The organism is Gilliamella sp. B3172 (assembly GCF_026536465.1).
In the GTDB taxonomy this organism is placed as follows: Bacteria; Pseudomonadota; Gammaproteobacteria; order Enterobacterales; family Orbaceae; genus Gilliamella.
In genome coordinates this window covers 1-22,366 of the sequence record NZ_JAFNOA010000002.1, presented here as the reverse complement: position 1 = coordinate 22,366, position 22,366 = coordinate 1, and the positions used below count along the sequence as shown (strand labels likewise).

The following is a 22,366-nucleotide window of genomic DNA, read 5'->3' as shown; positions in this document are numbered from 1 at the left end:
TTATTACCCATTAATTATTAATGATACTAGAGGTTTGCCATTTAATGTTTCTGAATCTTTACAAAAATATTCATCTTTTAGGAAAATTTGATCAAATTGCCGTACATCATAGTGCACCCAGCTTTTTGCACCTTTTTTCGCAGACTCCAAATTGAAGATATTATTTTGTCCAGCTAACCAATCCCACTTAGCTCCTAAATATTTATTAAAAATATCTTTTCTCAACTTATCCATATCTTCGCATAATCTTGTTCTAAAACCATTTTTATTAAAATGTATATCTAAAGCTTTACCTTTATGGTTTGTAGTCCGTCTATTTTTTTGAAGATTTCTATCATAGCATCTATATCCCGATGAAATTTTTCTGAAACTATAAACTGAATTTTCTTTTTTTAAATAAAATATTACAGCTTTTAGTGCCCATAAAAGTGATCGATGTATACCAGGATATTCATATCTATGCGTTGATTCTAACTGTGCTCCATAATACAGATCTTTATGTCTATTTTGACCAAATCCATCACACAAACCACATGGACAAAACATTTGTTGATCATCAGAAGAAGGCTTCTTTACCCATTCATCGCTTGGTAAATCGTATTCAACAGAAAATTCATCAATTGCCGTTATTACATCCATATCAACAACACCCGTTTCTTCAACTTTCATATAGTCACGTTGAAACTGTTTGATCATGTTTTCCGTTCTTTCCGTAAACTCATCAGTCGGGACATTGCCACCAAAGCCGGCAAGGCGGATATTGATTTCTCGAATTATTTCATCTTTATCGCCTTTTTGAAAAAGAACCTTATTATCAGAGAAATAATTTATCATAGATACAGGATGCATAAACCACACCCTTCCATTTTGACTCAAGGTGGCTGGCGTTGATGAAGTTTCTGTTTGTTGCTTTGAGCTGTCTTCTGCCTCTTTCATTGCCGGGCTATAATCTTTTAAATCGAGTTTAGCCATTTAATCGACACAACTTTAGCCGATAGTTCACAAACCTAAAATTTTCTTATGAGGTAGCAAAACTTTAACGATGACATTCTTAATCTTTGTGACATTTTACAACTCTTTGTCTATCACGACGCTTACATGAAATCGATTCCAATAACTTGAAGTGCCCATTATTATCTATTTTATAATGTCTCCATTTTTCAATATATTGTGTATCGTCACTACCAACATAATTTAATAACCAAACATTTTTTAAATTTTTATCAATATAGTAATACTGTGAAAAAGCAGCCGATTCTAAAATTTTTTCTTTAAAAATTGATAATTTATCTATTAATTTATTATTTTTTTCAATATTCAAAATTATTTCGAAATCAAACTCTCCATGCTGCTTTTTAGTTAAATTGTATCGATATTCTCCTTTTTGATATATCTCTTTCTTTTTGTTAAATAAAGTTTGACTAACTTCACCAAAATAATCGTCAAATTCGTTTAAATCGCACTCATTGTAAAAATAAGAATTAAAATAAGATCCATCAGCGGGAAAATCACACTTCTTATTCATATCATCTACAATTTTTTTATTAGTCAACATGGGATGACCAAACCAACTAAATTCCCGATTCGGTACCTTATAATTAAATCCTCGATAAGTTATGGGAGATTCATTATTTTTTTTCAATTGCTTCGAAAATATTAATAAGTAATCTGACTTAGTTAGAAAAACAAAATAATTATCGATCTTTATTAAATCAGTTAAACCCTCTTCCAAGCATAATTTATCTTCATGATTATTAGGAAATTTTATTGCCTCAAATTGATCTCCTAAAAGGATCCCTTCTTCTGAGAAAATTTTTTTATATTTTTCTACTTTTTCTGGAGTTTTCCAATAAGATAAAGGTGTAGTAAGATTTGTTGATGTTTCATAGTGAATAAGACAAATTGTATCAACTATAATATTTCCATCAATTAATATTAGTTTAATTCGCGGATACTTTTGCGTTAAAAATTCTCTGCTATAACCTGATTTATTACCAGAAACAGAATTTTTTGAAACTTTATAATAATCCCAAATATCCGGTGATTCATTTGAATGAACAATTCCTATAGAGAAAATAAACAATAAAATCAAAGTTAAAAAATTTTTTTTCATTCCCTTTATCCTTCTAATTTAACTCTTCGATTATCCAATTATTTTAATGGTATTAAAATCAAAATTTTCTGTATGCAAATGGCTATTATGTAATCTGTATCCATTTACTGCTCCTGATATATCTTTAAATAAGTCATAAATATCTTTTCCTATTCGAAACATTCCAAAATGGAATTTAGCCAAAGCCTTAACAAATTCTTTATCTTTTCCCCAATCAGTTAAATTTTTAACTTTTTTAATGTATTTTGTGTCAATACTCAGACCATTTACATGTAAAGAACTAGGAAAACAAGAGCCTTGTTCATAGGCACTACCCGTTACTATAATATTTTCTTTAATCTCCGCCAGAGCGCCTATAAAACCTGCCAGTAAGTCTGAATTTATATATTTTCGATAAGTTTCTTTAAGTTCATATTTTATAATTACACCACTACTTTCATAGTTAAGACTATCCAGCATTCGAACCATTTGGGCTTCTTCCTCCAGTTTTTCATATTTTTTCCATACTGCTTTTTTTTGACTTTCATGATATCCATATTCAGCAATATTCCCATTAGTCATAGTTAGTCTTTCATAAATACTTATACCTGCTTCTTTTTTTATCCATTCATGAATATCACCATTTGTGTATTTCGCCCTAGCCACAATATACCCATCGCTAACGTTAGTTTTAATTTCATTCACAGTTCCATGATCTGGATATTTAAATGTTCCTGTAGGATGTTTTGTAAACTTTTTCTTATTAATGGTATGCCATTCACAAATACAAATTTCATGTTTATTATCATCTTTATCATGATAAACATATTTGTATTTTTGTTCATAGCCTATTACGATTTCTTGTGGAATATACTTCACGATTTTTCCATCATGATAGATATGATAAGTCACAATTCCCGCTCCAGGAAAATAATCCACCATTGCGACGGGGTAAATAAACCAAGCTTTGAGATGAATCGATATAAAACAGATTAGGTGTATTAACTTTTATTATTTTATTTATAATTTATCTAAATGTGCACAACCCTCAAATATTTCACCTTTATAGTCGATAAAAACTTCATAGATTGAAGCCGGTTTATCAAGATTTGCTTCGCAAAAAGTTCCATTTGGAAGGCCACGAATTAAACCATATATACCATTATTAGAATGAAAAATTGTCACAAAATTACTTGTTAAAGAAGAAGACGTTATATCCATAGAAATATTTACGTTTTCTTCTTTATTAAACTGAAATTGCAATTTATTCTTACTTATTATGGCATTCCAAAAAGGTTCATAACCACTCGCATGGAACCCTATAGAATTTTTGTTGACTTTATCCCAAAAAACATGTGGTGATAAAATATCTACTTGTTGCATTTGCAGTAATTCTGACTGACTTATCCAATCAATCATCCCATTTTTAAGATTTAAAAAATTTTGCTTACCATTTTCCGTACTACCTAAAGATAAATATTGTTGATTAGAAGAAGTTTTATATATTTCCTGAGCAAATAATAAGTTAGGTAATATCAATAATAATAAAATTAATTGTTTCATATAATATCCTTATTTACCGTGAGGGTTGCCTTTTAAAACTGGTGGCCATGAATATTAATCGTTAGCAAATGGGATTTTTGATTTGTTATATCCCCAATATCTGTCATGTTCAAAATGTGGAATATCATCTATGGGTACGTTTCTACTCCTTAAAATAGAGTAAAATTTATTATAATCAAAATCAGTAAGATCACCATGACCATTTGCAATACCCCTATCAACCTCTATATGAGGTACTATTATTGGCCAACATCCTTCAATATCCGAAGCCTCAATATAAAAATCTGCAAGGGCTTGATATTGATTATCAGTAGGAACATCTGGACTTTTATAATTAAGTTCGACATGGAACATTCTTCTTTTTAAATTATGCCAAGATTCAGCTTTAGTTGCCCACACATTTTTTCGGTAAAAAGCCAGTTTTCAATTATTTTATCATTTTGACTCAAGGTGGCTGACGTTGATGAAGTTTCTGTTTGATGCTTTGAGCTGTCCTCTGTCTTATCTTTTTCAGTGTCGCTTTGTTTTGTCTTTTGACTCTGCTTAGTTAAACCTTTGGCTACACCGTCCCACCAAAGCATTTTTGTCGCTTTTTCTTTGGTTTTTTCCCATAACTTATATTTCTCTTCTAACTTATTTATATAACCCAATAATTTAAGTTGTTCCGATGTTAATTTCTTTTCAGACTCCTCTTTATCATTTTTCGGAAAACTTTGATAATCTTTTCTTAGTTGCTCTAAGCCTTGTTTTGTTGATTCTTGTTTGCTTGCGTCTAACTTACTAACATATGACAAAACCGCATAAACTTATAATAGGAAAAGATTCATTACTTTAATCCTAATTCATTACTTTAATCCTAATTCATTTCTTGATAGGTTAATTCACTTTCTGTAGGCTGTCTGTAGACTGCGAGATAATCTTCACCCACAATAAAGAGCATTTCATTCATATAAATCGCTTTATTTCCATTTAGTAGAAATTTAGATAATGGTGATTTGCCAATATTGTCAAATGTGATATATTCCAACTCATTACTAATATCTATATTAAATTTTTTAAAATTTTCAACTTGCTGTTGATAGTGTTTTTCATTACCAAATAACTGTTTTGATTTTGCTTTACCAAAGGTAAATGAATAGGCTTGTTGATAATTAACACAAAGCTTTTTATCAGCAGGATTTAAGGTTAGTGTGATATCATCAAGTTCATCGAATGTAATTTTCTTAAAGCGCATATAATTATTTGCTTGTTTGCTAGTTAGTAAAAGGCTTTTTGTTGAGTGTGTTTTGTTATCTTTAACCGCTAATTCACTGTAGCAATTTGAAGTGACAGGTAACTCTTGGAACTTTCCTTCTTTTGTCACTTGAAAATGTTGTACTTCTATTGTTTCATCTTCAAAACGTTGTCGACGCTCAATAAAATAGTTTTTATCTATCGTAAAATAACGATAACCCACCGTGTAACCGCTACCGCCAGGACCGCCTCGAGTTGTAGTCCGATAATCAAATAATACCAGTTTATCTAGCACTTTATAATCATTAGAAAACAGATATAAATATGAATCCGACTCACCACTATCCCAGAATACATCAATTAGTATTGGATTTATAATAGATGAAATAGGAGGATACTTTGCTCCGAATATATCTATTGCAAACCAAGGAAGATCTAAAAAATTTTTAAAATGAATAGATAACTTTTTTAATACGCCGTCTCGATATAGCATAAATGCATCATCTGCATTAAATGGAACATGGATTGTGGGTAACTGAGGAACTTGTTTAATAAATTCTTTTTCAAAATAAGGTTTTGAATAAAATACTGGCTTACCATCTTTTCCAAACAAAAGCAGCATATCATCCAATAATACTGCCTGCCGATTTTGTGTTACATACTGTTTTAATAGGCTGTTATCAATATTTTTATCAAATTGAAGATAAGTAATGTTATCATTTAATTTAATATTATAATTATGCTCCAATAACTCTTGCTGCTCTTTTAAATCAATATATGCTTGTTCAATATTATTACTCTTAAAAAAATCGTCTGTAGGCATCGTATTACGTTTAATCAAAAACAACTGATTATTGAAATAAAATTTATTACCACGTAATTTTATATCAAAATCCATCGTTGTTTCATCTACAGATGTATTGCTAATACCATAAATAATTCCCCAATTATCTGGCACTTTTTTTTCATCAGCTATCGCTGATGATGCTATTAAATTTAATAATAGAGAAAATAATACAAAATAGTAATTACTGTGTTTCATATTGTTAACCTTAATCCTAATTCACTTCTTGATAGGTTAATTCACTTTCTGTAGGTTGTCTGTAGGCTGCGAGATAATCTTCACCCACAATAAAGAGCATTTCGTTCATATAAATTGCTTTATTTCCATTTAGTAGAAATTTAGATAATGGTGATTTGTCAATATTGTCAAATGTGATATATTCCAACTCATTACTAATATCTATATTAAATTTTTTAAAATTTTCAACTTGCTGTTGATAGCGTTTTTCATTACCAAATAACTGTTTTGATTTTGCTTTACCAAAGGTAAATGAATAGGCTTGTTGATAATTAACACAAAGCTTTTTCTCAGCAGGATTTAAGGTTAGTGTGATATCATAAAGCTCATTAAATATGTTGCTTTCAAAGCGCATATAATTATTTGCTTGTTTACTAGTTAGTAAAAGGCTTTTTGTTGAATGTATTTTGTTATCTTTAACCGCTAATTCACTGTAGCAATTTGAAGTGACAGGTAACTCTTTAAACTTCCCTTCTTTCGTCACTTGAAAATGTTGTACTTCTATTGTTTCATCTTCAAAACGTTGGCGACGCTCAATAAAATAGTTTTTATCTATCATAAAATAACGATAACCAACAGGGTAACCGTTACCGCCAGGACCGCCCCGAGTTGTAGTCCGGTAATCAAATAATACCAGTTTATCTAGAACTTTATAATCATTAGAAAATAGATATAAATATGAATCCGTCTCACCACTATCTCTGCCTAAATCAATAAATATTGGATTTATGATAGATGAAATAGAAGGGTACTTTGCTCCAGATATATCTGTTGCAAACCAAGGAATATCTAACAAATTTTTAAAATGGAGAGATATTTGTTTTGAAACTCGATCAATATATAATATATAACCATCGTTTGAATTAAACGGAACATTGATTCTGGGCAACTGAGAGACTTGCTTAATAAATTCTTTTTCAAAATAAGGTTTTGAATAAAATACTGGCTTACCATCATTTCCAAACAGAAGCAGCATATCATCCAATAATACTACCTGCCGGTTTTGTGTTACATACTGTTTTAAAAGGCTGTTATCAATATTTTTATCAAATTGAAGATAAGTAATGTTATCATTTAATTTAATATTATAATTATGCTCCAATAACTCTTGCTGTTCTTTTAAATCAATATATGCTTGTTCAATATTATTACTCTTAAAAAAATCGTCTGTAGGCATCGTATTACGTTTAATCAAAAACAACTGATTATTGAAATAAAATTTATTACCACGTAATTTTATATCAAAATCCATCGTTGTTTCATCTACAGATGTATTGCTAATACCATAAATAATTTCCCAATTATCTGGCACTTTTTTTTCATCAGCTATCGCTAATGATGCTATTAAATTTAATAATAGAGAAAATAATACAAAATAGTAATTACTTTGTTTCATATTGTTAACCTTTATTAGTAATTAATCTTTGCATTGATGCGTCATTGACTTGTTCAACGCTTTGAGCAAAATATTCATCTTTCAAATAATCTAGTTCAAAACTTCTGACATCAAAATGTACCCATGATGTTGCCTCATTGTTAAAAACTCTTTTTAGTTATTTTTTCTGTCTAACTTGTTTTGGGCAATTTAAGACAAATATTCCGTTCTTAATGGCGTTTTTCATCTAAAACACAATCCTTGTCAGCAGTATCACCTGTTTTAGTGAGTTAATTGATAAAAATCTTCAGCTATCTATTTTTTAAATGTATTAATTGTTTTCCTGATTAATTATTTGCTTTTCATTTGGTTGTCTGTAAGCTGCGAAATGATTTTCACCCACAATAAATAAAGTATCTTCCATATAAATCGCCTTATTTCCATTTAATAAAAATTTTGAAATGGTTTTTTTTTCAATATTATTAATTGTTATATATTGCAACTCTTCACTTATATCAATGTTGTAACGTTTAAATTTTTCAATATACCATTGATATAATTCATTATTATTAAAAAATTTCTTTGAACTCATTTTACCCAAAGTAATAGGAAAAGATCGCTGATAATCAATACAAAAAACTTTTTCATTTGGCATAAGGGTTAATATCGTACTTTCAAATTCATCATATTCTAAGCCATCAGCGAAACGCAAATAGTTATTCCCTTGATTACTCGTTAACAAAAGGCTTTTTTTAGATTGAGGATTATCGTCTTTAGAGGTAGATTTCTTATAACAATCTGATGTTACGGGTATTTCTTTAAACTTTCCATCTTTGGTAATTTTGTAATGTTGTATTTCAATTGTCTCATCTGCAAAACGTTGTTGACGTTCAATGAGATAGTTTTCATCAATTTCAAAATAAATAAATCCTTGGGCAAGATCATCTATTTGAGATTCTTTTCTAGTTAATCCATCTACTTTTCTTAAAAGAAGCTTATCAAGCAACATATAATTATCTGAAAATAAATAGAGATAAGTTATTTTCTCGCCATTTTCTTGAATCCCTTCAATTAAAATTGGTCTAATTTTGTTGTGAATAAAGGGAAGTTTTATACCTGAAATATTAGCTATATAATTGTTCCATTGTGCGCTTAAATTGTTATTACTAGTTAATTCTAGGTAATTAAGAAAATTTCGGGGAATATTTTGCGTGTAAAATTTATTTTCGTTGAATATAGAATAATAAAAATCATTATAGTTGCTATCCCATACATAATTTCCCGTAATTCGGGAATTATATGGTAGTTTTAGAGATGGAAATGTTTTACTAATCTTTTTAAATGAATTTTGACCCACTGATTTTATAAAAGATAAAGCCATTTGCTGATTAATAAAAATTAACTCTTCATTCAAATAAATTACCTTAAGATCTGGTAATAATAGCTCAGAAAACTCACTATCTACTGAAGAATCAAACTGTATATAATTTATTTCGTTTTTGGGTAAAGTGAAATATTCAAGTAAATCAGTATGCAATAAGCTTTCTGGTACTAATTTAGATATGTTTTCAGCTTTTCCTAGAATGACTGAATACTTACTATCATTTACATAGAATATATTATTTTCGAACTTAACTCTGAGGTTATTTAAATAATCCTCGTTACTGTGTTTTTTTATCTCATGATTTTTGACATATTTGTCCAAAATCCAGTATGTTTGATCTCTATTTATATTTTTGGCATAACAATAAGGATAAAAAATAAAAATGAGAATTAAACAAAAAAATTTCTTTAACCAATAATATTTCCTTGTACTTATCATATCGGCACATCCCTCTTCCCATTTTTTTAAATCTTCATTCCATAGTTATTCATTAATTAGCAAACTTATACTAATTGCTTAACCTTTAAAATTTATTTAACAGCCAAACAAAATTTATTGTCTCTTTAACTTAATAAAAACTCCTTTTTCATTAATAACATATTTTGTTCGATTTAATAAAATTGTTTGTCTTTTAGAGCCATCATAAGGGCTTTCGATTTTTTGTATTGTGATGCAGTAATTTTTATCAATAAGGAATTTGTTCCAAACACCCCCATCCTCTAATTCAAAATGTTCACCTAACTCCAATCGATCAATGAAATTAAACTCATTGGAAAGGCTGACTAATGATAATTGGGGTGAACCCGAAAGAGAATATGAAGATAATAAAAGTAATTTTATATTATTATATTCTTTTAATTTTATTGCTTTAAGGTAATCGTCATCGAGCATACCTTTAAAAAAATAATTAAACTCATTGGGTATAGGTGTAAAACCATCATTTTCTTCTGGTGACCAATAACTATCATTTAATGGAAGAGTAACAGTATGTAATTGATTATATATATTTGCCAACCCATTGCGCACCTTCTGTTTATTTTTGTATGTTAAAATAATATTGTTATTATAAAATAAGAAAAGATAGTCAGAATTTAACACTAATGATTCATTTAAACTATATTGATCTGGTAATGTTTCAATTATAAAATTCTGATTATCTTGCTGATCATTAGTTAAATTTAGTCGTTTCAATTCCTTGTGTAATAAATTCTGAATATTTGCTGCAAAATTGGCTTTATTTTGTTTTATATTTAACAAGTATTTATCATCAAATATTAATTGATATTTATTACTTTTAACAGATATTTTTTTTAAGCTTCTGTAAATTTGGTCAATTAGCTCAAAGTCAGTTGTAGAATTAGATTGGTAGTTAATATTAATGAATTGCCATTCTATTGTTTCATCTTTTACCGAATCATTGGCGTTATTTTTTGCTTCTGTATTGGCTATTATTGCGATGTAACAAAACAAAAATAACCCGACAAACCTACTTATAATTTTAAACATTATTAATCTCAACCATAAATTAACAATAAATAAATGTAATTAATTTTTCTTTATGTAAAGTTGTAGCATCAGTACAAAAACATTCATCGAATTCTTTTGTTATGAAAATTTTCTGCTATTTACTTTTTTTCTTAAATTTCTTCGCTCATTCCATTTATAATGCCTTTCTTCAACATTTTATTTAGCTTCAAACTTAGTTAATCGCATCTTCTTTTATTACTTAATTAACTCTTTTTGACTTGTTTTTACTTTTTAATATGACAAAACCGCATAAACTTATAATAGGAAAAGATTCATTACGTTAATCCTAATTCACTTCTTGATAGGTTAATTCACTTTCTGTAGGTTGTCTGTAGACTGCGAAATAATCTTCTCCCACAATAAAGAGCATTTCGTTCATATAAATGGCTTTATTTCCATTTAGTAGATATTTAGCTAATGGTGATTTGTCGATATTGTCAAATGTGATATATTCCAACTCATTACTAATATCTATATTAAATTTTTTAAAATTTTCAACTTGCTGTTGATAGTGTTTTTCATTACCAAATAACTGTTTTAATTTTGCTTTACCAAAGGTAAATGAATAGGCTTGTTGATAATTAACACAAAGCTTTTTCTCAGCAGGATTTAAGGTTAGTGTGATATCATAAAGCTCATTAAATATGTTGCTTTCAAAGCGCATATAATTATTTGCTTGTTTACTAGTTAGTAAAAGGCTTTTTGTTGAATGTATTTTGTTATCTTTAACCGCTAATTCTCTGTAGCAATTTGACGTGACAGGTAACTCTTGGAACTTTCCTTCTTTTGTCACTTGAAAATATTGTACTTCTATTGTTTCATCTTCAAAACGTTGGCGACGCTCAATTAAATAGTTTTTATCTATCGTAAAATAACGATAACCAACAGGGTAACCGCTACCGCCAGGTCCGCCTCGAGTTGTAGTTATATAACTAAATAACAACAGTTTATCTAGAACCTTATAATCATTAGAAAACAGATATAAATATGAATCAATATCACCACTATCCCAACCTACATCAATAAATATTGGATTTATAAGAGGTGAAATAGAAGGGTACTTTGCTCCGAATATATCTGTTGCAAACCAAGGAAGATCTAAAAAATTTTTAAAATGAATGGATAAATTTTTTAATACATCGTCTCGATATAAAATAAAAGCATCGTTTGCATTAAACGGAACATTGATTATGGGCAATTGAGGAACTTGTTTAATAAATTCTTTTTCAAAATAAGGTTTTGAATAAAATACTGGCTTACCTTCGTTTCCAAACAAAAGCAGCATATCATCCAATAATACTACCTGCCGGTTTTGTGTTACATACTGTTTTAATAGGCTATTATCAATATTTTTATCAAATTGAAGATAAGTAATGTTATCTTTTAATTTAATATTATAATTATACTCTAATAATGCTTGCTGCTTTTTTAAAGCAAAATATGTTTTTTCTATATTATTGCTTATAAAAAAATCTTCTGCAGGCATCGTATTACGTTCAATCAAAAACGACTGATTATTAAAATAAAATTTATTACTTCGTAATTTTATATCAAAATCAATCGTTGTTTCATTTACTAATGAATCACTAATATCATAAATAATTCCCCAATTATCTGGCGCTTTTTTTTCATCAGCTATCGCTGATGATGCTATTAAATTCAATATTAGAGAAAATAATACAAAATAGTAATTACTTTGTTTCATATTGTTAACCTTAATCCTAATTCATTTCTTGATAGGTTAATTCACTTTCTGTAGGCTGTCTGTAGGCTGCGAGATAATCTTCACCCACAATAAAGAGCATTTCATTCATATAAATCGCTTTATTTCCATTTAGTAGAAATTTAGATAATGGTGATTTGTCGATATTGTCAAATATGATATATTCCAACTCATTACTAATATCTATATTAAATTTTTTAAAATTTTCAACTTGCTGTTGATAGTGTTTTTCATTACCAAATAATTGTTTTGATTTTGCTTTACCAAAGGTAAATGAATAGGCTTGTTGATAATTAACACAAAGCTTTTTATCAGCAGGATTTAAGGTTAGTGTAATATCATAAAGCTCATTGAATATGTTGCTTTCAAAGCGCATATAATTATTTGCTTGTTTATTAGTTAGTAAAAGGCTTTTTGTTGAATGTATTTTGTTATCTTTAACCGCTAATTCACTGTAGCAATTTGAAGTGACAGGTAACTCCTGAAACTTCCCTTCTTTCGTCACCTGAAAATGTTGTACTTCTATTGTTTCATCTTCAAAACGCTGGTGGCGCTCAATAAAATAGTTTTTATCAATATTGTAATAAATAAATCCGATTGGTAAATCACCTGTTGCAGGATTATGTCTTGTCATACCAATTTGAGAAGACAATATAATTTTATCGGAATAATTAAATTGTTCGGAGAAAAGGTAAAGATAAACTATTTTTTCTTCATTCTCTTGAGTGCCAATGATTAAGATTGGATTTATTACATTATTTATTTTTGGTAATTTTATACCATTTAAATTAGTTAAATAATTATTTAACTGTTCATATAAACTATTGTTATCAAATAATTTTAAATAGTATAGATAACTTCTTGATATATTTTGAGGATAATTGTGATAATTCTCATCCTTAATAAAATCAGTTGAGCTTTGAGAATTAATTGGTAGATCTAATGCAGGAAATTTATTAGCTAATGTTAGAAATGAATTTTTGTCTTTAGGTTTTAAAAAAGACGCAACTAAAGATTCATTTATAAATAACAACTGTCCTTTGCCTAAAATCAATCTGTCTTTTGGTAATAATAATTTAGCTAAATTAATATCTAAAACACTCTCAAATTGTAAATAATTTATCCCCCCTGTTGGTAAAATAAATTCGTTAATGATTGGTTTTTCTATTAGGTCTTTTGTCAGTAATTGGGATATATCAGATATCTGACGTACACTAACATTATATTGATTATTATTAATATAAATGATGTTATTGACTAATTTAACTCTCAAATTGTTTAAATAATCAAAGTTATAATTATTTTTGTTCATTAGGTTATAATTTTCAACATATTCATCTAAAATCCAGTCGGGTTGCTCAATATCTTTAGCATGAACATTAGAAAAATTAAAAAAAACATACAATAAACATACAATTTTTATTAACATTATATTCTTTTTAATTAAAGAAAGATAAAACCCATGCATATTTTTAGTTCCTCTAATTTTTAACCAACTCTTTTAAATATTTACCATTGGCATCTTTTTCTGTTTTCACAAAAAACTGATTTTCTAAAAATTTACTCTCAAACACGCGAACATCATAATGAACCCAATTGCTCGCTATACTTTTATTATCACGTCCTTTTTTTGGATGATACCTTGTATAACTATTTTCTAAAGCAATGCCATTAGAATGAAACCATCTATATTCCGCATTTGTTTTTTCCGTCAAAATATCTCTAACTAAATCACAACAAACTATTCTTTCATCGTTGGTGTGTTCAGATTTCGCTTTTTCTTTTTTAATTATATGGATATCGAGCGCTTTACCCATATGATTAGTACTTACTCGATTATGATAATTATTATCCGTCCAACATCTATAACCAGAAGATACGATATCAACTGTCAAATGTTGATATCTTTCATCTGAATCAATATAAAACATAATGCTTCGTAATACCCAAAACAAAGTTCTATGTAAGCCTGGATATTCAATTCCTGATGCATAATTTTTACCTGTTTTTCCATTATTAGTTTTATTTAAACCAAATCCATCACAAGTTGGCTCTTTTAGATTAGTAAAAGTTGAACATTTACACTTAGCTTGAGCAAAATATGTTTCTATTGGGTATTCCTCTTGAAACTTATCAATCGCTTCAATTACTTGCATATCAACAACTCCCGTTTCTTCAACTTTCATATAGTCGCGTTGAAACTGTTTGATCATGTTTTCCGTTCTTTCCGTAAACTCATCAGTCGGGACATTGCCACCAAAACCGGCAAGGCGGATATTGATTTCTCGAATTATTTCATCTTTATCGCCTTTTTGGAAAAGAATCTTATTATCAGAGAAATAATTTATCATAGATACAGGATGCATAAACCACACCCTTCCATTTTGACTCAAGGTGGCTGGCGTTGATGAAGTTTCTGTTTGTTGCTTTGAGCTGTCTTCTGCCTCTTTCATTGCCGGGCTATAATCTTTTAAATCGAGTTTAGCCATTTAATCTACACAACTTTAGCCGATAGTTCACAAACCTAAAATTTTCTTATGAGGTAGCAAAACTTTAACGATGACATTCTTAATCTTTGTGACATTTTACAACTCTTTGTCTATCACGACGCTTACATGAAATCGATTCCAATAACTTGAAGTGCCCACTATTATCTATTTTATAATGTCTCCATTTTTCAATATATTGTGTATCGTCACTACCAACATAATTTAATAACCAAATATTTTTAAAATTTTTATCAATATAGTAATTCTGTGAAAAAGCAGCCGATTCTAAAATTTTTTCTTTAAAAATTGATAACTTATCTATTAATTTATTATTTTTTTCAATATTCAAAAATATTTCGAAATCAAACTCTCCATGCTGCTTTTTAGTTAAATTGTATCGATATTCTCCTTTTTGATATATCTCTTTCTTTTTGTTAAATAAAGTGTCACTAACTTTACCAAAATATTGACCTAATTCGTTTAAATCACATTCATTGGCAAAGTAAGAATTATAATAAGATCCATCATCGGGAAAATCACACTTCTTATTCATTTCCTCTACAATTTTTTTATTTGTCAACATGGGATGACCAAACCAACTAAATTCCCGATTTGGTATCTTATAATTAAATCCTCGATAAGTTATGGGCGATTCATTATTTTTTTTCAATTGCTTCGAAAATATTAATAAGTAATCTGACTTAGTTAGAAAAACAAAATAATTATCGATCTTTATTAAATCAGTTAAACCCTCTTCCAAGCATAATTTATCTTCATGATTATTAGGAAATTTTATTACCTCAAATTGATCTCCTAAAAGGATCCCTTCTTCTGAAAAAATTTTTTTATATTTTTCTACTTTTTCTGGAGTTTTCCAATAAGATAAAGGTGTAGTAAGATTTGTTGATGTTTCATAGTGAATAAGACAAATTGTATCAACTATAATATTTCCATCAATTAATATTAGTTTAATTCGCGGATACTTTTGCGTTAAAAATTCTCTGCTATAACCTGATTTATTACCAGAAACAGAATTTTTTGAAACTTTATAATAATCCCAAATATCCGGTGATTCATTTGAATGAACAATTCCTATAGAGAAAATAAACAATAAAATCAAAGTTAAAAAATTCTTTTTCATTCCCTTTAACCTTCTAATTTAACTCTTCGATTATCCAATTATTTTAATGGTATTAAAATCAAAATTTTCTGTATGCAAATGGCTATTATGTAATCTGTATCCATTTACTGCTCCTGATATATCTTTAAATAAGTCATAAATATCTTCTCCTATTCGAAACGTTCCAAAATGGAATTTAGCCAAAGCCTTAACAAATTCTTTATCTTTTTCCCAATCAGTTAAATTTTTAACTTTTTTAATGTATTTTGTGGCAATACTTTTTCCATTTACATGTCAAGCACTAGTAAAACAGTATTACTAAACGATCAAAATTGTAGAAGTTATTACTATTTAATATTTTGGTGAGGATAATATTCCGCCAATTTTTGATCTATGTCCTCTATTTTTTGATGTAGTTGTTCTGTTAAGCATTTGGTAATCTTATAGGTAAAATTCTTCGTTTCATCCTGATAATTTGGAGGTTGTGAAGTTAAACACACCATATTGATTTCTTTATCTATTATTTCCATGAACTCTTTAGCATGAGGATTTTTAGTTTTAAGAAAATTTAATTTTTGAGATAAAATATTATGATAGTAACGATAAGATTCTATACTACAACTGGTTGAGTATTCTTCTCGATAACAAGTTTTTAGTTTATTAATTTGATATTTTGAAGTTTCAAGCGAACCTTCGAGAATTTTAAATTGATCAGGATAAATAATTTGATATTTATAACCTTCGTCAATTAATAATGCTTTTAGTTGAAACTGTAAACTTTTTTTATCTATTTGGTAATGCTTCCAAATTATTGGTTTTATACTGGTTTCGACATCTTTTGCCAATAATATATAAATATCCATATTAGGTGATATATAATAGTATTGATTACTTAACCAATAATAACCTTCAACATCATAAGAACTATTTGCCAGTATAATTTTATCTTCAAGGTTTCCTTCATGAATAAGAGATAAGTTAAGCTCTTTAACTGGATATATTTTATTATTAACGGTTTTATTATAGATTTTTTTATTAATAGTAAGCTTTAAATCATCAACATCATATATAACAATATTATTTCTAATAACGTCATATAAATTATCAAAATATGAAGCCATTTGATTAATTGGACAACGCTCAAGTATTTCTTCTCGTTCAGTATTTGTAATATGCCAAAAATTATCGGTTTTTTCGCAATCTTTTGCTAGTTTAGAGATATCTATCGCGTTAAGAAAAGATTTACCTTTATAGTTCTCAATAACATTAATTTCCTCTCCATAACAGCAAAAACTGACAAAATATAAAACTATTTGGATAAACAATAAATTTTTCATTACTAATCCTTTATTGTGTTAAAAAAGCCTGAAGAACTCATTTGATATTTCTTTTCTTTGGTATAAATTTTTTTATCTTTTGGATTTTCATCTAGCTCAAATAGATTTTGTTGTTGATGTTGTTTTATTAATATTTTACCATCAGGCTTTATTATAAAATCATTCCAATAGGATATTTCGCCATTTTGAATTTTGTACAAAAGTATAGCATCAATCAAATTTCCATTATTACCATAACTATATAATTGAAAAGTAAAAACTTTCTCATCATTTTCACCTATAGCCATTTGAATAATGCCTTTATATAAAATGTCTTTATAATAAAAATAACAATGAGGAAAATAAAAAGTTGTTTTAGTAAGATATTCAAATAATTTTGGTTTAAATGAAAATTCTTTATTGGTAAATCTTAATGGAAATGGCATATTAGGGGAAAGATATAAGCCATATTCTCCCCAATAATAATATTTTTTTAACTGATTGGAAGAATAGGGTAATTTAATTTTATGATAGTAAGGTAAATCACTCTTATAATTTTCTGACAATGCAATATTTACATTAAATAATGATAATAGACAGATTATGATAAATCTTTGAATATATTTCATTATTAAATTTCCTCAATGTTATTCATGCTTAATACAACATCTTAATTAATATTGTATTTTTTATTAGAATATTATTTAATATAGAAAAATAAAGGTGATGATAAAATGCCTTTGATTAGTCTAATTTAAACTTTGTCACAATCGTTATTCAAAATTAATATTACCCATATTATCAATTAAATAATAACTTACCTTATGTTGTTCAGTCATAAGCTTATCTGTTTCTATATCAATGCAATATTCTGATTCTATTATTTCAAATTTCTTATTTTTATAAATACGTGTTCTTTTATTGATTGAGCACTCTGCTTGTGCACCATCCACAACAATCATTTTACTAATCAGTTGATTACTCTTATCAAAAATCTGTAATTCAAGAGATGGAAGGTTATAATATGAATCTTGATCATTACGATCCCAATAAGCAAAAAGGTACACATTTAGCTTGTTATCAAGCGGAAGCTTTTTAAATAATATAGCTTCACCTGTGTAAGGTTTTCTATGCTCAACCATGCTTAATAAAGGTGTATTGGGATCAAAAAGCGCATTCAATGGATTTTTTTCATCATATATTTGATTATTATCCGCAAAAAAGTCTTTCAAAGAATGATAGGAAGATGTTTTTTTTGAATATCCTTTAAATTCATAAAGGATATTATTAAGATTTTTATCTTCTGCAAAAGAAAAGAACGAGACTAATAAAATACATATATAGAAAAATTGAAATCTGATCATTTTTAATCCTGTACATTTATAATTAAGTTAAAATCAAAACCGCATATATGTAAATGATGATGATGTCTATATCCATTTGGCGGATCTTTTTTCATATGTTTTGTATATTTAAGTAAAGTATTTGATTGTTTCTTATATGTAAAATATTCCGAATACATTAACGACGTTCTAGCCCAACCAAATTTATATAATGCAGTATTAAATTTTTCTTGCTCATCGAAATCAAAAGTTGAATAAGACAGCAACATTGGCTCACCATTTCTATTTTCTGATATATACCTTAGGTCTCCTGCAATCCCATTAATATGAGATTGGCTCTCTACAGACTTAGCGTCATGAGTGCTAAATCCGTTAAAGCCTAAATAATCAGCATTTAGTTCTAACATAGCTCCGAGCAACCCAGCAAAACAACTAGGATTTATATACCATCGATTATGATCACTATTAAATGTTGCAAATTTTGCTTTAACACTACCATCAGATGAAATGTATCCATTTTCAAATTCCTTAACATTAATTAATTCCACGTCATGTTCTTGCGGAATATTTCCTCTCGCCATAGCCTTAGTCACATAAACAGTAAAAATACCTAACTCATGTATTTTTTTATTCTTATCATGATAGACATATTTGTATTTTTGTTCATAGCTGGGGAGTATTTTTTCAGGTATATGCTTTTCGATTTTTCCATCATGATAGATATGATAAGTCACAATTCCCGCTCCAGGAAAATAATCCACCATTGCGACGGGATGAATAAACCATGCTTTGCCGTCTTTTGATAGATTAGTTAGTGTCGGTGCATCATTGTTAGTATTGGTTGATTGAGAGGATTGTTTGTCGGCAACGCCTTTCCACCATAACGAGGGTTTTATTCGCTTTTCTTTTTCGATTTGCCAGTTTTTCTTTGCATTTTTATGAGCTTCATCTAACTTTTGTAATGCAATATTTCGTTCAAATGGATTAGTTATTCCAATCTTATCTAACTCTTTTGATATGAAATCTTTTTTCTCTTGTTTTTCTTTTTCAAACAAATCATCTATTTGATTCCATTTCGATAGCGCTTCGTCTGCATACCATTCACTTTCATATTTAACTAACAGATGCCCTATCAGCTCTGCTGTCCAAGCGTTACGTAATCCCTCTTTTAGATTTTTGCGATTAAAAGGAGGCGGTTGTTGTCCTAGTATTACTAAATTTAATGGTAATTGAGTCAAGATTTCATGTAATGCAAACATTATTGGTGTGTAATCGGCTAAATCCAATTTTGCCACTTTATTCTTACTAACTTTATTGGATAACTCACCAATAGTGGCTTTTTCTTCAATAGTATTAAACCCTGGCCAATGCCATGGTGTAACGAGTTTTATGTGCTGTTGTGCACCTTTTTTTGTGTTTATCCAACCTTGTATAGGAATACCTTGATTGTTTCCCGCTTGGATATATCGCCAAATAACATCAGGCTCAGCATCATCGATCGCCATAAAACTTTCATCGTATTCTAATGAAGAATTGAGAGAAATTGTTTTAGGATAATAAACAGTATTATAGTCGGTCGCTGCTGGTAAATTATTTAATGATAACGGAAAATTATTCCAATAATCTATTGTGCTATTTAATTGCCCGTCTAGACCTATAAGGTGGGAAACATCTTTTGATGCTATCCAGTAATACACGTTTTCTGGACTAAAACGTATTTTAATAGATGATGTCGTCATATCTTTATTAAGGATTGTACTATCTGCAAAAACATCATTGACAATTTCCACTTTATCAGGAATATCACTTTCGATTAATTGGGGATATTCTAATTTGTAACATTCAGACAGATTCTTTTTATCTTCCTGCGTTAAATAGTAACTTTTACCATTACCTTTCATAATCTCTCCAGTTTTAGTGTCCAAAGAGGGGATGATGGATAAATTTAAAGTATATTCTGGTTTGATTTTTACGTAATAACTATTAGTATGGCTAATAAATTTTACACCCAATCCTTTATGTAAAAAACCAGTGGGTTGGGTAGCTTGAATTAATTGAGCATTTTTTTCGACTAAAATAATCGTTTTTTCATATTCAGGTAAATTGTTGGCTAACGCTTTTGTTTTTTCGATAAAAGCCGGCAAATCATCACAGGTAAATAATTCAATATGTGTTAATATGGGTAATTTATCATCTGATGTGCGCTTAACGGTTGATAATGCAGGTTCTTTGAACTCATCAAAACGCTGGCTTTGGCTTACATTATGTCCAAGATAACCAATAAAATCACCTTTTTTTATTGCTATGGGTTGTTTTAGTACAATGACTTCATTCAAATTTTCAGGTTTTAGCGCTGTTAAAGTCACTGACTCCATCTTAACATAGCCTTTATGAGGTGCATCCTCTTCACCATTTTCAACGACTAAAGCAGGCGGAATCGAACAACCCTCAATTTTCCGAATTTTAGCATAGCCATTTTCTTGACCATCGAATTCGAAAGTCGCTGTTATTGGCAAATATGTTAATTTTTGTTTATCATCGGCAGCCTCATAAACGGCAATTCCTTTCACTTCTTTTTCAGGGGCATCTACCTTGTAATTATCTTCCCGACATACTTCATAATCTTTATCAGCTTCCGCTTTATTTCCGGTCGGTCTGTCTGTATCGCTCGTTCCTATATCCCCTTTCCATACATAACCCGAAGTAGACCCTAATTCATTTTTAAATTCATTTGTCGTAACCAATATACCTTGAGTTATTGAAGTGATTTTATACCATCCAGACTTCCCTTTTTTTTGTTCACTTAAACGCACTTTACTACCTTTCAGTAATAATCCAACAGCCTTTGAATCCTTACCGTTTTCTCGTATCACACTACCATAAATAGCTTCTGCTTTTTCTTCATTGACTTTGCCTGACACAGGTTGCCAGTAATGCGGATATTTAATTTCACCATAGTCTTTTTTCTTTTGCTCATAACCATACCAGTCAAGCTGGTGCATATATAAACTGTATAAAGTCAATGCTGGTCCAGTCTCATTTGAATCGGCAACTTTAGGCATCTGCAAGTAGTGCCTAACTAAGGTGAAGCCAGAGGAAAAATAGGCAACTTTTTGGAGATCTTTATAAGGAGTTTGTACTTGAACATTATCGTTGTACACTATTTTAGGATAAACTTCATTAACGCGATAAGCTATAACCTCACCGTTAGCCATGCATACTAGCTTTTCATCATTACCGATTTTATTTAAAACTGATTGATCAATATGAATACCACCATGCCATATTCCATTGTCACCAAACGGGTAAAATCCACTGTCGGCCTCAGATAGTGCTTTATAGTAAGCATCTTGGGTGAGCTGTTTTGTGCCAACGGGAAAAATAAAGTTAGTTACTTTTTTTATAGCCATTTCTTATTTCCTTATAACTTATTCCGAAAAGCTTTTTGAATTAAAACTTATATGTTTTTTTAGCAGTAATTCAAGCTCTTTATTATCATTATTCAATTTTGCTGTTAGATCATTACTCGCCGGCCCCATCTTCTGCATCACATTACATTTAAGCTTAACGTTATCTGGTGTGCCAAGCTCTATGCCTTTACTGCTGATTTTGATATACGAGCCGCCACAGATTAGGGTTAGCTCTTTGCTGGCGGTAATGGTCAGTTTGCCGTCAACACTGTCAATGTTGATATCTTGTTTTGCGGCCATATTCAGGTTGGCATTTTGGGCTTGCAGGTTGATATCCCCTTGATTGGCAAAAACCTTCATCCCCGATTTGTGGGCAAATAACCCTATTGCTTCTCCCGATGATACCGTGATGTTTTTTAATGCCGTGATGTCGGTTTGGTTTTCCGCCGTGATACTCACGCTGTTACCGGTTGATAGCTGGATGTTTTCCGGACTGGTTAATGCAATGCCTTCTTGCGCATAAGCTAAGATGCCACTTTGGGCCAGTTCAGTTAAGTTGGCCTTGAGCAGGTCCTGACTGTCGGTGTCGGCATCGTGGGCTTCCGATTGTTGAGCTGCTTGCTGAAGTGATTTGGCTATCGATAAGGCATTTTCCAGCTGGGTAATCGCGCCTTGCATATCCAGTTGTTTGCCTTGCGCTTTTGGCTCGG

The 22,366-nt window shown here is 29.4% G+C and carries 19 protein-coding genes; all 19 read right to left on the bottom strand.

Annotated features, from left to right (window positions below; translation table 11 throughout):
• Positions 1–3: 3 nt before the first annotated feature.
• On the bottom strand, positions 4–972 hold the full coding sequence (locus tag J3U37_RS02840) for a peptidoglycan-binding domain-containing protein (RefSeq protein WP_267373261.1): 969 nt from the start codon (positions 970–972) through the stop codon (positions 4–6).
• A gap of 79 nt (positions 973–1,051) precedes the next feature.
• Complete coding sequence (locus J3U37_RS02835) at positions 1,052–2,113, bottom strand: hypothetical protein (RefSeq protein WP_267373259.1); 1,062 nt, start codon at positions 2,111–2,113, stop codon at positions 1,052–1,054.
• Between the two features lie 30 nt (positions 2,114–2,143).
• Positions 2,144–3,004, bottom strand: coding sequence for a hypothetical protein (locus tag J3U37_RS02830; protein ID WP_267373257.1), 861 nt, complete (start codon positions 3,002–3,004; stop codon positions 2,144–2,146).
• A gap of 108 nt (positions 3,005–3,112) precedes the next feature.
• Complete coding sequence (locus J3U37_RS02825) at positions 3,113–3,655, bottom strand: hypothetical protein (protein WP_267373255.1); 543 nt, start codon at positions 3,653–3,655, stop codon at positions 3,113–3,115.
• A 54-nt stretch (positions 3,656–3,709) separates the two neighbouring features.
• Positions 3,710–4,009, bottom strand: coding sequence for a hypothetical protein (locus tag J3U37_RS02820; protein WP_267373253.1), 300 nt, complete (start codon positions 4,007–4,009; stop codon positions 3,710–3,712).
• 8 nt (positions 4,010–4,017) lie between these two features.
• A complete protein-coding gene (locus J3U37_RS02815; protein ID WP_220217512.1) occupies positions 4,018–4,449 on the bottom strand; it encodes a hypothetical protein in 432 nt (143 codons plus the stop codon).
• A 62-nt stretch (positions 4,450–4,511) separates the two neighbouring features.
• Complete coding sequence (locus J3U37_RS02810) at positions 4,512–5,930, bottom strand: hypothetical protein (RefSeq protein WP_267336564.1); 1,419 nt, start codon at positions 5,928–5,930, stop codon at positions 4,512–4,514.
• 16 nt (positions 5,931–5,946) lie between these two features.
• On the bottom strand, positions 5,947–7,365 hold the full coding sequence (locus J3U37_RS02805) for a hypothetical protein (RefSeq protein WP_267373251.1): 1,419 nt from the start codon (positions 7,363–7,365) through the stop codon (positions 5,947–5,949).
• 310 nt (positions 7,366–7,675) lie between these two features.
• The gene (locus tag J3U37_RS02800; RefSeq protein WP_267373249.1) at positions 7,676–9,166 is read right to left on the bottom strand and encodes a hypothetical protein; all 1,491 of its coding nucleotides are present in this window, start codon (positions 9,164–9,166) and stop codon (positions 7,676–7,678) included.
• Positions 9,167–9,280: 114 nt separating this feature from the next.
• A complete protein-coding gene (locus J3U37_RS02795) occupies positions 9,281–10,234 on the bottom strand; it encodes a hypothetical protein (protein WP_267373247.1) in 954 nt (317 codons plus the stop codon).
• Between the two features lie 307 nt (positions 10,235–10,541).
• Entirely contained in the window at positions 10,542–11,960 is a 1,419-nt protein-coding gene (locus J3U37_RS02790) for a hypothetical protein (RefSeq protein WP_267373245.1), read from the bottom strand.
• Between the two features lie 16 nt (positions 11,961–11,976).
• Positions 11,977–13,446 carry a hypothetical protein gene (locus J3U37_RS02785; RefSeq protein ID WP_267373243.1) on the bottom strand — a complete coding sequence of 490 codons (1,470 nt, stop codon included), beginning with the start codon at positions 13,444–13,446 and terminating at the stop codon, positions 11,977–11,979.
• 13 nt (positions 13,447–13,459) lie between these two features.
• The gene (locus tag J3U37_RS02780; protein WP_267373241.1) at positions 13,460–14,467 is read right to left on the bottom strand and encodes a peptidoglycan-binding domain-containing protein; all 1,008 of its coding nucleotides are present in this window, start codon (positions 14,465–14,467) and stop codon (positions 13,460–13,462) included.
• A gap of 79 nt (positions 14,468–14,546) precedes the next feature.
• Entirely contained in the window at positions 14,547–15,608 is a 1,062-nt protein-coding gene (locus J3U37_RS02775; protein WP_267373239.1) for a hypothetical protein, read from the bottom strand.
• A gap of 326 nt (positions 15,609–15,934) precedes the next feature.
• The gene (locus J3U37_RS02770; protein WP_267373237.1) at positions 15,935–16,924 is read right to left on the bottom strand and encodes a hypothetical protein; all 990 of its coding nucleotides are present in this window, start codon (positions 16,922–16,924) and stop codon (positions 15,935–15,937) included.
• Between the two features lie 2 nt (positions 16,925–16,926).
• Positions 16,927–17,532, bottom strand: coding sequence for a hypothetical protein (locus J3U37_RS02765; protein WP_267373235.1), 606 nt, complete (start codon positions 17,530–17,532; stop codon positions 16,927–16,929).
• A 144-nt stretch (positions 17,533–17,676) separates the two neighbouring features.
• The gene (locus J3U37_RS02760) at positions 17,677–18,267 is read right to left on the bottom strand and encodes a hypothetical protein (RefSeq protein ID WP_187754196.1); all 591 of its coding nucleotides are present in this window, start codon (positions 18,265–18,267) and stop codon (positions 17,677–17,679) included.
• 2 nt (positions 18,268–18,269) lie between these two features.
• A complete protein-coding gene (locus tag J3U37_RS02755; RefSeq protein ID WP_267373231.1) occupies positions 18,270–21,656 on the bottom strand; it encodes a hypothetical protein in 3,387 nt (1,128 codons plus the stop codon).
• A gap of 18 nt (positions 21,657–21,674) precedes the next feature.
• Positions 21,675–22,366: DUF2345 domain-containing protein (locus J3U37_RS02750; protein ID WP_267373229.1), on the bottom strand; the 692-nt coding region annotated here is incomplete at its 5' end.